Raw genomic sequence first — 12,470 nt, forward strand, 5'->3', positions numbered from 1 at the left:
CTCACCTCAGCTTCAGCGTGGACAGGCCCAGCAGGCACAGCAGCATGGTGATGATCCAGAAGCGGATCACGACCTGGGTCTCCTTCCAGCCACTCTTTTCGAAGTGGTGGTGCAGCGGCGCCATCTTGAGCAGGCGGCGGCCCTGGCCGTAGCGCTTCTTGGTGAACTTGAACCAGGTGACCTGCAGCATCACCGACAGCGCCTCCACCACGAAGATGCCGCCCATGATGGCCAGCACGATTTCCTGGCGCACGATGACGGCAATGGTGCCCAGCGAGGCGCCCAGCGCCAGCGCACCCACGTCGCCCATGAACACCTGGGCCGGGTGGGCGTTGAACCAGAGGAAGGCCAGGCCCGCGCCGGCCATGGCCGCGCAGTACACCAGCAGCTCGCCCGAACCCGGGATGTGCGGGAACAGCAGGTACTTGGCGTAGCCGGCATTGCCGGTGACGTAGGCGAAGATGCCCAGGGCCGAGCCCACCATGATCACGGGCATGATCGCCAGGCCGTCCAGCCCGTCGGTCAGGTTCACGGCATTGCTGGCGCCCACGATGACCAGGTAGGTCATGATCACGAAGCCCAGCACGCCCAGCGGGTAGCTGACTTCCTTGAAGAAAGGCACGAGCAGGCCCGCCTTGGGCGGCAGGTCCAGCGCAAAGCCGGACTGCACCCAGGTGACGAACAGCTCGAAGACCTGGGCATTGGAGTTCTCGGAAATGCAGAACACCAGGTACAGCGCGGCCAGCAGGCCGATGACGGACTGCCAGAAATACTTCTCGCCCGAGCGCATGCCTTCGGGGTCCTTGTTGACCACCTTGCGCCAGTCGTCCACCCAGCCGATGGTGCCAAAGCCCAGCGTGACCAGCAGCACGATCCAGACGAAGCGGTTGGACAGGTCGAACCACAGCAGCGTGGAAACGGCAATGGACAGCAGGATCAGCGCCCCGCCCATGGTGGGCGTGCCGCTCTTGGCCAGATGGGTCTCCATGCCGTAGCCGCGCACGGGCTGGCCGATCTTGAGCGAGGTCAGCATGCGGATCAGGCGCGGCCCGGCCAGCAGCCCGATGACCAGGGCCGTGAGCGCGGCCATCACGGCGCGCATCGTGAGGTACTGGAAGACGCGCAGAAAGCCGAACTCGGGGGACAGGCCCTGCAGCCATTGGGACAGCATCAGCAGCATGCGGCCTCCTTCTTGCAACCGTCATCCTTGCCGGCCGCCTCGACCGCCTGAACCACCTGCTCCATCTTCATGAACCTCGAACCCTTGACCAGAATGCTGCCCACCTCGGGCAGCGCGGCACAGGCTGCCTGCTGCAGCGAGGCCATGTCTTCGAAATGCCGCGCACCTGCACCGAATGCGGTGGCGGCGGATGTGCTTTGCGCGCCCAGCGTGAACAGCCGGGCAATGCCCAGGCTGCGCGCCAGCGCGCCCGCCTCGGCATGGAATTGCGGCCCCTGGTCGCCGACCTCGCCCATGTCGCCCAGCACCAGCAGCTGGGGAGCGGGCAGTTCGCGCAGCACCTCGATGGCCGCGGCCACCGAGTCGGGATTGGCGTTGTAGCTGTCGTCGATCACGGTGACCGTGCGGCCCTGCACCGAAACGCCCAGTGCGCGCGAGCGGCCCTGCACGGGCTCGAACACGCTCAGGCCGCGTGCAATGTCGGCCAGCGGCACACCGGCTGCCTGGGCGCAGGCCGCAGCGGCCAGCGCATTGCGCACGTTGTGGCGGCCGGCAATGTGCAGGCGCACCGGGGCCTCGCCCTCGGGCGTGACCAGGGTGAACTGCCAGGCATCGCCCAGCCACAGCGCATCGCGCGCATGCACGTGGGCGCCATCGGCAGATTCGCCGAACAGCAGGCACTGGCGCGCAGCGGCCAGCTCGCGCCACAGCGGCGTGTAGGTGTCGCCGGCCGGGAACACGGCCACGCCGTCGGCGGGCAGGGACAGCAGCACGCTGCCGTTCTCGCGCGCCACGGCCTCGACCGTGTGCATGAATTCTTGGTGCTCGCGCTGCGCGTTGTTGACCAGGGCCACCGTGGGCTGGCCGATGGCGGCCAGCTCGGCAATCTCGCCGGGATGGTTCATGCCCATCTCCAGCACGGCCACGCGGTGCTGGGCGGTCATGCGCATCAGACTCAGCGGCAGGCCGATGGAGTTGTTGAAGTTGCCGCGCGTGGCCAGGGCCGCCTCGCCCGCATGGGCGCGCAGGATGGAGGCCACCATCTGCGTGACCGTGGTCTTGCCGTTGCTGCCGGTGACGGCAATCAGCGGCAGCGCAAAGCGCGCGCGCCAGGCCGTGGCCAGTGCGCCCAGGGCGGCCAGCGAGTCGGGCACCTCGATGCCGGACAGGCCTGCGGCCTCCAGGCCGCCATGGGCCAGGGCTGCGGCAGCGCCGGCCTCGCGGGCCTGGGCCAGGAACTGGTTGGCATCGAAACGCTCGCCCTTCAAGGCGACGAACAGATCCCCGGCCTGCAGCGTGCGGGTGTCGGTGTGCACGCGCGTGAGCACGGCCTGGCCGTTGCCGACCAGCCGTGCCTGGGGGATATGCGACTGGATCAGCTCCAGCGCTTGTTGCAAGGTCATCATGACCGCTTCTTTCCTTCGCGGGCCGCCAGCGCCTTGTGCGCCTCGGCCATGTCGGAGAACGGATGGCGCTGGCCCGCCGTCTCCTGGTAGTCCTCATGTCCCTTGCCGGCGATCAGCACCACGTCGCGTTCGCTGGCGTGTGCAATCGCCTGGGCGATGGCCGCTGCGCGATCGGCCTGGGACTGCAGGTTTTCGCCCGGCTGCATGCCGGCCAGGATCTGGTCGATGATGCGTTCGGGCACTTCGCTGCGCGGGTTGTCGCTGGTGACCAGCACACAGTCGGCATTCTTCTGGGCGGCCTGCCCCATGAGCGGCCGCTTGGTGGCATCGCGGTCGCCGCCGCAGCCGAACACGCACCACAGCCGGCCACGGCGCTGCTCGGCGGCCGGGCGCAGGGCGCGCAGGGCCTTGTCCAGCGCATCGGGCGTGTGGGCGTAGTCCACGGCCACCAGCGGCTGGCCGGGCTGGACGATCTGCTGCATGCGGCCGGGCACGGGCTCCAGGTGGGCGCAGGCCGCAACGGCCTGGTCCAGGGTCAGGCCCAGGCAGCGCAGCGCGGCCAGCACGCCCAGCAGGTTGGATACGTTGTACTGGCCCACCATGCGCGTGTGCATGCGCAGGCTGTGGCCAGCCTCGATCACGGTGAAGCTCAGGCCCTCGGCACCCAGCGCAATGTCCTTGGCCTGCAGGCGCGCCGCGCCTTCGATGGAAATGCTCCAGACGTCGAGCGCGGCAGGCTGCTTGCGCGACTGCAGCGTGGCCCACAGGCGTGCGCCATGCGCGTCGTCCACATTGACGACGGCGGCCTGCAGGCCGGGCCAGTCGAACAGCGCGGCCTTGGCATCCCAGTAGGCCTGCATGCTGCCGTGGTAGTCGAGGTGGTCCTGCGTGAAATTGGTGAACAGCGCCACGCGGATGCGCGTGCCGTCCAGCCGGTGCTCGACGATGCCGATGGACGACGCCTCGATGGCGCAGGCTGCCAGGCCCGCATCGGCGTACTCGCGGAACGCGCGCTGCAGCCGCACCGGGTCGGGCGTGGTCATGCCCGTGGATTCCATGGCGGGCGGAATGCCCACGCCCAGCGTGCCCACCAGGGCGCAGCCGCTGCGTTCCTGCAGCTTCACCTGGGCCAGCGCGTGCGCCAGCCACCAGGCGGTGGTGGTCTTGCCATTGGTGCCGGTCACGGCCAGCACATCGATCTGGGCGCTGGGATGCTGGAACCACTGGTCGGCGATCAGGCCCGTGGCGGCCTTGAGGCCGGGCAGCGCCGCGATGTGCTCGCCGGAAAAACCGAAGGCTTCGACACCCTGCGCTTCGACCAGGCAGGCCATGGCACCGCGCTCCAGGGCCGAGGCCACATGGGCGCGGCCATCGGTGGCCGCGCCGGGCCAGGCGATGAAGGCGTCGCCGGGCCGGACCTTGCGGCTGTCGGTCTGCAGCGTGCCGCTGCCTTGCAGGCGGGCGGCCAGCCATTGGACAGCCTCGGTGGCCGTGGACAGCACCCGCAGGGCTTGGGAGGAACTCATAGCGAGGGCTCCTCCACGGGGTTGGCGACGATCAAGGGCTTGACTTCCATATCGGGCTGCACGCCCATCAGGCGCAGCGTCTGCTGCACCACTTCGCTGAACACGGGTGCCGCCACGGTGCCGCCGTAGATGGTGCCGGCACTGGGCTCGTCCACCATCACGGCGACGATGATGCGCGGGTTCTCGATGGGCGCCATGCCTGTGAACCAGGCGCGGTACTTGCCGGCGGCATAGCCCTTGCCCTGCTGCTTGCGGGCCGTGCCCGACTTGCCGCCCACCGAGTAGCCGATGGTCTGGGCGCGCTGGCCCGTGCCGCCGGGGCCGGCCGCCAGGGCCAGCATCTTGCGCACCTCGTTGGCCGTGCGCGGCGAGAACACGGGCACGCCCACGGGCGGCTCGTCGGTCTTGACCATGGTGGCCGGGATCACGCGCCCGCCATTGGCGAAGACGGTGTAGCTGCGCGTCATCTGCAGCAGGCTGGCGGACAGGCCGTAGCCATAGCCCATGGTGGCCTGCTCCACCGGCCTCCAGGTCTTGTAGGGACGCAGGCGACCGCTGGCGGCGCCGGGGAAGGAGATCTGCGGCTTCTGGCCGAAGCCCACGGCCGAGAAGGTTTCCCACATTTCCTTGGCCGGCATCTGCAGCGCGATCTTGGTCGTGCCCACGTTGCTGGACTTCTGGATCACGCCGGCCACGGTGAGCAGGCCGTAGTTGTGGGTGTCGGAAATCGTCGAGCCCGTGACGTTGACGCGGCCCGGCGTGGTGTCGATGGGCGTTTCCGGCTTGAAGCGGCCCGACTCCAGCGCCAGGCCGATGGTGATGGGCTTCATGGTCGAGCCGGGCTCGAAGGTGTCGGTGATGGCGCGGTTGCGCAGCTGCTCGCCCGTCAGGTTCTTGCGCTTGTCGGGCACGTAGCTGGGGTAGTTGGCCAGGGCCAGCAATTCGCCGGTGTGCGCATCCATGACCACCACGCTGCCCGCCTTGGCCTTGTGCGCGATGACCTGCTCCTTGAGCTTCTGGTAGGCGAAGTACTGGACCTTGCTGTCCACGGACAGCTGGATGTCGCGGCCGTCCTGAGGCGGCACTTCCTCGCCCACGCCCTCGACCACGCGGCCCAGGCGGTCCTTGATCACGCGGCGCGAGCCGGGCTTGCCGCCGAGCTCCTTGTCGAAGGCCAGCTCCATGCCTTCCTGACCATGGTCTTCCACATTGGTGAAGCCCACGATGTGGGCGGCCGATTCGCCTTCCGGGTACTGGCGCTTGTATTCCTTGCGCTGGTAGATGCCCTTGATGTTGAGCGCATGGATCTGCTGGCCAACGTCCCAGTCCAGCTGGCGCTTGATCCAGACGAAGGTCTTGTCCTCGTCGGCCAGCTTTTCCATCAGCGCGGGCAGCGGCATCTCCATGAGCGCGGCCAGCTGCTTGAGCTTGGCCTTGACCTCGGGGTCATCCTGCTCGACATCTTCGGGAATGGCCCAGATGCTGGCGGCCGGCACGCTGGAGGCCAGGATCAGTCCATTGCGGTCCAGCAGGCGGCCACGGTTGGCCGGCAGCTCCAGCGTGCGCGCAAAGCGCACCTGGCCCTGGCGCTGGAAGAAGTCGTTGCCGAACACCTGCACGTAGGCCGCGCGCGCGCCCAGGCCGACAAAGCCCAGGCCCAGCATGGCCACGATCATCTTGCTGCGCCACAGGGGTGTCTTGGACGCCAGCAGGGGGCTGGAGGTGTAGAGCACGCTGCGCGTCATGGAGCCACTCCGGTGCGCGCATCGTCATTGACGTACTGGGCGATGGCCGGCGTGGCCGGCTTCATCTGCAGGCGCTCGCGCGCCATGACCTCGATGCGCTGTGGCGTGGCCTGGGCGCGCTTTTCCACCTGCAGGCGCTGCTGCTCGGTGGCCAGGCGGCGCGACTCGGCCACGGCGCGGTCCAGTTCGGTGAACAGGCGGCGCGATTCGTACTGGTTGTGCACCAGGAAGATGGCGCTGGCCATCACCGCCAGCAGCAGCACGAGGTTCAGGCGCAGCATGCCACGCCCTCCTCTTGCGCCAGACGGTGCATGCGCTTCATGCAGGCACCCCGGTGCGGCGGGCCACGCGCATCACGGCCGAGCGCGAGCGCGCATTGGCGGCGACCTCGGCCTCGCTGGGCTTGATGCGACCCAGCGCTTCAAGGCGCATGGGCGTGGGCACGGCAAAGGGTGCGCGCCGGTCATAGACTTCCTTGGAGTGCTTGGCGATGAACTGCTTGACGATGCGGTCCTCCAGCGAGTGGAAGCTGATCACCACCAGGCGTCCGCCCGGCGCCAGCACGCGCAGGCTGGCCTCTAGCGCCTGTTCGAGCTCTTCAAGCTCGGCATTGATGAAAATCCGAAGAGCCTGGAATGTGCGTGTCGCTGGGTTCTGCCCAGCCTCGCGGGTCCTGACCGCGCCAGCCACGAGCTCGGCAAGCTCTGCGGTGTTGCGAAGGGGCCCCTGGCTTTCGCGCCGAGCAACAATCGCCTTTGCAATGGGGCCAGCAAACCGTTCTTCGCCGTAGTCACGTATCACCTCCGCAATCTGCTGGGCATCGGCTTCCGCCAGCCAGTCCGCCACGCTCTGGCCGCGCGTGGTGTCCATGCGCATGTCCAGCGGACCCTCGAAGCGGAAGCTGAAGCCACGCTCGGGGTTGTCGATCTGGGGAGAGCTCACGCCCAGGTCCATCAGCACGCCCTGCACGCTGCCGGCCGGCAGCTCGCTGAGGTGGCGAAACCCTTCGTGCCGAATCGAAAAACGCGCATCGGTGATGCGCGCTGCCTCTTCGATCGCGTCCGGGTCCTTGTCGAACGCCAGCAAGGCCCCATCCGGCCCCAGCCGCTGCAGGATGCGCCGGGAATGCCCGCCTCGCCCGAAGGTCGCGTCCACCCATTGCCCGGCAACGGGCTGTGCGGCGCCGTCCAGCAGCGCATCGACGGCCTCGTCGAGCAAAACGGTGATGTGTTGCAACGGCTGATTCAAGAAAACGCCTCTTTCCTAGAAAGCAAAATCCTGGAAGGCCGCAGGCATTTCTTCCTGCATGGCCTTCGCTTCATGTGCCTCATAAGTGGCCTTGTCCCACAGCTCGAAATGGTTACCCATGCCCAGCAGCACGACCTCCTTGGTCAGACCCACGGCTTCACGCAGCTCGGGCGACACCAGCACGCGGCCGGTGGCATCCATGTCCACGTCCATGGCGTTACCCAGGAAGATGCGCTTCCACCACTGCGCCGACATGGGCAGCTGCGCGATCCGCTCGCGAAACTGCAGCCACTCCGTGCGCGGGAACAGCATCAGGCAACCGTGGGGATGTTTGGTGAGGGTGACCTGGCCCTGGGCCATGGCCACAAGGGCGTCACGATGCCGGGTCGGCACAGACAGCCGCCCCTTTCCATCGAGATTCAGCGAGGACGCCCCTTGAAACACGGTCAGTCACCCCGGTCGGTTGGAGCCATCGCGTCCCGGAAATCGGGGCACAAAGGCAACTTTCACCACTTAATTGCACTTTTTTGCACTGTAGCAGCAATTTGGTGTTTCACAACCCGGGAATGGACAATTATTTGCAATGAAATCAACAACTTAGAAGCCGAATGCAATGTGAGTGGTGACAAAAATCCCTGGCTTTACAAGTACTTAGAGGACTGACTGCAAGTGATCTCTCAAAGCCTGCACGCAATTGCAACGATTCAATTCGCTGGCGACCGGTTGCAACTCGGGCAACCCTCCTACAAAAAGTGACTGCCCGGCAATGCGGGCAGTCACTTCGGTGGCGGCTGCGCGGCAGCCGGCCCATTTCAGAGGATGAAGCGCGAGAGGTCTTCGTCCTGGCTCAGGGACTGCAGACGCTGGTCCACGTAGGCCGCGTCGATGGAGATGGTCTGGCCGGACAGGTTGGCCGCGTCGAAGCTGACCTCGTCCAGCAGGCGCTCGAGCACGGTGGACAGGCGGCGCGCGCCGATGTTCTCGGTGCGCTCGTTGACATCGAAGGCGATGCCGGCGAGCCGGGTGATGCCTTCGGGCGTGAATTCCAGCGTGACGCCTTCGGTGGCCAGCAGCGCCTGGTACTGCTTGACCAGGGAGGCATGGGTCTGGGTGAGGATGGCCTCGAAGTCCTGGACCGACAGCGAGTCCAGCTCCACGCGGATCGGGAAGCGCCCCTGCAGCTCGGGGATGAGGTCGCTGGGCTTGGACAGGTGAAAGGCGCCCGAGGCGATGAACAGGATGTGGTCGGTCTTGACCACGCCGTACTTGGTGGAGACGCTGGTGCCTTCGACCAGGGGCAGCAGGTCGCGCTGCACGCCCTGGCGCGAGATGTCGGAGCCGCTGGTTTCCTGGCGCGTGGCCACCTTGTCGATCTCGTCGATGAAGACGATGCCGTTCTGCTCGGCATTGGCGATGGCGCGGGTGCGCACGTCTTCCTCGTTGACCAGTTTTGCCGCTTCCTCGTCGGTCAGCAGCTTCATGGCCTCGGCAATGCGCAGCTTGCGCGTCTTGCGCTTTTCCTGGCCCATGTGGCTGAACATGCCGCGCAGCTGCTCGGCCATCTCTTCCATGCCCTGGGGACCCATGATCTGCACCTGGGGCGGCGCGTCGGCGACATCGATCTCGATTTCCTTGTCGTCGAGCTGGCCCTCGCGCAGCTTCTTGCGGAAAACCTGGCGTGCCGTGTTGTCGGCGGCCACCTCGCCGCTGCGGGCCTGGGGCACGAGCACGTCGAGGATGCGGTCCTCGGCCGCGTCTTCGGCGCGCAGGCGCAGCTTCTTCATGTCGGCCTCGCGCGTCTGCTTGACGGCCACCTCGGCCAGGTCGCGGATGATGGCATCCACGTCCTTGCCCACGTAGCCCACTTCGGTGAACTTGGTGGCCTCGACCTTGATGAAAGGGGCGTCGGCCAGCCGCGCCAGGCGGCGCGCGATCTCGGTCTTGCCCACGCCTGTGGGGCCGATCATGAGGATGTTCTTGGGCGTGATCTCCTGGCGCAGGCCGTCGGCCACGTTCTGGCGGCGCCAGCGGTTGCGCAGCGCGATGGCCACGGCGCGCTTGGCGCCAGCCTGGCCGACGATGTGGCGGTCCAGTTCGGAGACGATCTCCTGGGGGGTCATGGCAGAGGACATGGTGTGTATTCGATGCATTGCGCCGCCAGCCCCGTTGCCTGGCCGCTGGCGACTGTGAGTTTCAATGCCGTGCGTTTCGATCGCCGGCCTGCTGGGCGAGCCGGCGCCGCGCGGGTGTCAGAGCGTCTCGACCGTGTGGTGCATGTTGGTGTAGATGCACAGCTCGCCGGCGATGGCCAGCGACTTGCGCACGATCTCCTCGGCCGACAGCTCGGTATTGGTCAGCAGCGCCTTGGCCGCCGAGTGCGCATAGGCGCCGCCCGAGCCGATGGACACGATGCCCTGCTCGGGCTCCAGCACGTCGCCGTTGCCGGTGATGATCAGCGAGGCCGATGCGTCGGCCACGGCCAGCATGGCCTCCAGACGGCGCAGCACGCGGTCGGTGCGCCAGTCCTTGGTCAGCTCGATGGCTGCGCGCGTCAGGTGGCCCTGGTGCTTTTCCAGCTTGGCCTCGAAACGCTCGAACAGCGTGAAGGCGTCTGCCGTGGCGCCGGCAAAGCCGGCAAGCACCTTGCCGTGGTAGAGCTTGCGCACCTTGCGCGCCGTGCCCTTGACGACGATGTTGCCCAATGTGACCTGGCCATCGCCACCGATGGCGACCTGCACGCCTTCGGGGGTCTGCCGGCGCACGCTGATGATGGTGGTGCCGTGATACTGTTCCATAGCGGTGCCAGATGAGGGCGAAGGCGGCCTTCTCAAGGGTCTGCTCAAAGAATGCCCACGCGCTCTTCGCGGCGGGCGCGCCGCCCTGCCGCAAGGGGTGTGGCGCAGCCGCCCGCGCGGCAGTATCAGTCCCGCCGTGGAGTGACCTGCGCGTGCTCCTGGATGCCGATCACATTGAAGAACACCGCCACCAGCTGGTGCAGCTGGCCGAACTGCAGCACATGGCCCAGCGACTGCATGTGGGCAGCCCAGTTGAGCACGGAGCCGGCTGCCGCAAAGTCCATGCGCACCAGTTGGGTGCAGTCGATGAACACGGGCTCGCCCAGGCTGGCCCCCTCCTGCACCGGGTCCAGCCAGGTGGAGGCATCGCCTTCAATGGTGCCGGCCAGCGCAAATCGCACGGCGTCCGCCGTGGCAGCAACGCCTGCCGAAAGGGGCGCATCCGCGCCCTCGGTTTCGATGGCTTGCGTCAGGCACTGGCAGACCGGGTCCACCCACGAGGGAGGCGAGACCTCATAGGTGACGCAGTAGTCCAGCGCCACCAGCTCGAAATCATCCTGCCGGTTCATCAAACGCAGCACCGCCATGCGCAACCGCCACCACAGCGTATCCACGCTGGAATCGCCCGAGGGAGCCAGCGTGCCCAGCAGCGCCAGCAGCCGGTCCGCATTGAGCAGCACGAACACGCCCTGTGAGCCCGCCCATTGCTGCAGCAGCGCCTCCAGGGGCGTGGCCGCCGCATCGTCGATGCCGGCCACGGCAGCCCAGTCCAGGCTCCAGGGGCTGGAAGCCTTGGCCTGGGAGGCCTTCAGCGCCGTCACGGCACTCGGCGTGATCTGTGCAGGTGCGCTCCAGCGCCAGCCACGCCCTGCCGCTGCGCCCGGCATGGACACCACGGGGGCGGTGCGCTGCTGCGGCATCGCAAACCATTGGGGAGCGGAGCGGCCGAAGCGCGCCGCGAATTCGATGCCCGCCTTGTCGAACTGCAGCGGGCGGTCGGCCGCACGGTACAGGTCCAGCAAGGCCAGCCAGACCGGCAGCTGCGCGGGGACATCGCGCCGATCGATCAGCTCCAGCATGCCCTGCTCGGCACCATCCACATCGCCATTGGCAAAGAGGATGGCCGGCTCTTCCAGGTCGGGATCGTGCTCGAACACCACGAAGCAGGGCGGCACCATGTCCATGGGCTGCGGCGGAGAGACCTCGGTGGCCGCGAAGGCCGGCAGGAAATCGGTCGCCCCCTCCAATGGCCGCAGGGGACGGGCCATGGGCATGGGGTCAATGATGGGAGCCGTCGAGACGGAGGGCACCTGCGGCGCAGGTGCCAGGCTCATGGGTAGGGTGGTGGCAAAGGCTGCCACGTCGCCGGCCGAGGCAATGGCCGGCGGCACCACGTCGCTGAGCATGGGAATCTGCCCAGACGGCGGCGGCTGCTTGCGAAACGAGGCCGGGGCGGGGTTGCCGCCCGCAGGCAGCGCCATGGGAATGGTGGTTGCATCGGCCGCCTGCTTGCCCCGCCACCATTGCTGGGACATCTGGGCTTCGATCTCGTCGATCTTCTTGAGCGTGACGGCGCGTTCACCGGAGGATTTGGAGCTCAGCAGGCTGCTGAGAAATTGCGAGCCCTGCGCGGCGGGGCCGGGCACACCGACCGGTGCGCTGCCCGGCCTGGAGGCCTGTTGCAGCTCGGCCTGGCGCAGGCGGCGCAGCTGGTCGAACTCGCGCTTGCGCACGAAATCGTTGCGGCGCTTGCGCTCGATCATTTCCTTGAGCGCCTGCTTGCTGTACTGGCTTTCCTGCTCCCCGTCCAGGCCGTCGAGGTCGGACCAATTGACCGTAGGGTGGCGCACAAAGCGCACCACCTTGGACAACAACCCCCCCGATTTGCTGCTCTCTTCTTTTGCCATGGCGAGTCAGATTAGCACCGACGGCCTGCAGGCCGTTGCTGCAACTCAATCCCCATACATCTTCTGCTTGAGCTCGCGGCGCTGCTGGGCTTCCAGCGACAGCGTGGCCGTGGGGCGGGCCAGCAGGCGGCCCACGCCGATGGGCTCGCCGGTCTCGTCGCAGTAGCCGTAGTCGCCTGCGTCGATGCGTGCAATGGATTGCTCGATCTTCTTGAGCAGCTTGCGTTCGCGGTCGCGCGTGCGCAGTTCCAGCGCATGCTCTTCCTCGATGGTGGCGCGGTCGGCCGGATCGGGAACCACCACGGTGTCCTCGCGCAGGTTTTCTGCCGTCTCACCCGCGTTGGTGTGCATGTCGTGCTTGAGAGTGAGCAGCTTGAGGCGGAAGAACGCCATCTGCTTCTCATTCATGTATTCGTCATCCGACATGGCCAGCACTTCGGCATCCGTCAGTTCTTCCACCGACTTGGTCTTCCAGGCATTGGCCAGCTTGGGGTCTCGTTTCGTCGATCCCGACGAAGGCGTTTGCGTAGTGGTAGGCATAGTGTTGGTTTCGCTAACTTAGTCCGCGCCGAGGGCTTCGGACGGGGCCATGGATGGTACTGTCAATCGGGGCGCCCGGGTCGAATGCCGTGTAGGACAGCCGATCGCCGCAGTTGCGGAACC

At 67.0% G+C, this 12,470-nt stretch carries 11 protein-coding genes; all 11 read right to left on the bottom strand.

The window, feature by feature from the left end; translation table 11 throughout:
* Position 1: 1 nt before the first annotated feature.
* The gene (mraY, locus tag A4F85_RS16840) at positions 2-1,180 is read right to left on the bottom strand and encodes a phospho-N-acetylmuramoyl-pentapeptide-transferase (RefSeq protein WP_012203397.1); all 1,179 of its coding nucleotides are present in this window, start codon (positions 1,178-1,180) and stop codon (positions 2-4) included.
* Complete coding sequence (locus tag A4F85_RS16845; RefSeq protein WP_063327222.1) at positions 1,171-2,586, bottom strand: UDP-N-acetylmuramoyl-tripeptide--D-alanyl-D-alanine ligase; 1,416 nt, start codon at positions 2,584-2,586, stop codon at positions 1,171-1,173. Before A4F85_RS16845 ends, mraY begins: the two co-directional genes overlap by 10 nt.
* Positions 2,583-4,112 carry a UDP-N-acetylmuramoyl-L-alanyl-D-glutamate--2,6-diaminopimelate ligase gene (locus A4F85_RS16850; protein WP_063327223.1) on the bottom strand — a complete coding sequence of 510 codons (1,530 nt, stop codon included), beginning with the start codon at positions 4,110-4,112 and terminating at the stop codon, positions 2,583-2,585. The genes A4F85_RS16845 and A4F85_RS16850 overlap by 4 nt, the downstream gene beginning before the upstream one ends.
* Complete coding sequence (locus tag A4F85_RS16855; RefSeq protein ID WP_013804112.1) at positions 4,109-5,857, bottom strand: peptidoglycan D,D-transpeptidase FtsI family protein; 1,749 nt, start codon at positions 5,855-5,857, stop codon at positions 4,109-4,111. Before A4F85_RS16855 ends, A4F85_RS16850 begins: the two co-directional genes overlap by 4 nt.
* Positions 5,854-6,138 (bottom strand): cell division protein FtsL, encoded by a 285-nt coding sequence (ftsL, locus tag A4F85_RS16860; protein WP_012203393.1) that lies wholly within the window; start codon positions 6,136-6,138, stop codon positions 5,854-5,856. The genes A4F85_RS16855 and ftsL overlap by 4 nt, the downstream gene beginning before the upstream one ends.
* Positions 6,139-6,175: 37 nt before the next feature.
* Positions 6,176-7,105: a 16S rRNA (cytosine(1402)-N(4))-methyltransferase RsmH gene (gene rsmH / locus A4F85_RS16865; RefSeq protein ID WP_012203392.1), complete on the bottom strand. Its 930-nt coding sequence runs from the start codon at positions 7,103-7,105 to the stop codon at positions 6,176-6,178.
* Between the two features lie 15 nt (positions 7,106-7,120).
* Positions 7,121-7,549, bottom strand: coding sequence for a division/cell wall cluster transcriptional repressor MraZ (gene mraZ, locus A4F85_RS16870; RefSeq protein WP_012203391.1), 429 nt, complete (start codon positions 7,547-7,549; stop codon positions 7,121-7,123).
* A 368-nt stretch (positions 7,550-7,917) separates the two neighbouring features.
* The gene (hslU, locus tag A4F85_RS16875; protein WP_170962086.1) at positions 7,918-9,237 is read right to left on the bottom strand and encodes an ATP-dependent protease ATPase subunit HslU; all 1,320 of its coding nucleotides are present in this window, start codon (positions 9,235-9,237) and stop codon (positions 7,918-7,920) included.
* A gap of 117 nt (positions 9,238-9,354) precedes the next feature.
* Positions 9,355-9,900 carry an ATP-dependent protease subunit HslV gene (gene hslV, locus A4F85_RS16880; RefSeq protein ID WP_012203389.1) on the bottom strand — a complete coding sequence of 182 codons (546 nt, stop codon included), beginning with the start codon at positions 9,898-9,900 and terminating at the stop codon, positions 9,355-9,357.
* Between the two features lie 125 nt (positions 9,901-10,025).
* Positions 10,026-11,807, bottom strand: a complete 1,782-nt coding sequence (locus A4F85_RS16885) for an STAS domain-containing protein (protein ID WP_063327224.1) — start codon at positions 11,805-11,807, stop codon at positions 10,026-10,028.
* 45 nt (positions 11,808-11,852) lie between these two features.
* Complete coding sequence (gene dksA / locus A4F85_RS16890) at positions 11,853-12,347, bottom strand: RNA polymerase-binding protein DksA (protein ID WP_012203387.1); 495 nt, start codon at positions 12,345-12,347, stop codon at positions 11,853-11,855.
* Between the last annotated feature and the right edge of the window lie 123 nt (positions 12,348-12,470).

Source organism: Delftia sp. GW456-R20 (genome assembly GCF_001622915.1).
GTDB lineage: Bacteria > Pseudomonadota > Gammaproteobacteria > Burkholderiales > Burkholderiaceae_C > Comamonas > Comamonas acidovorans.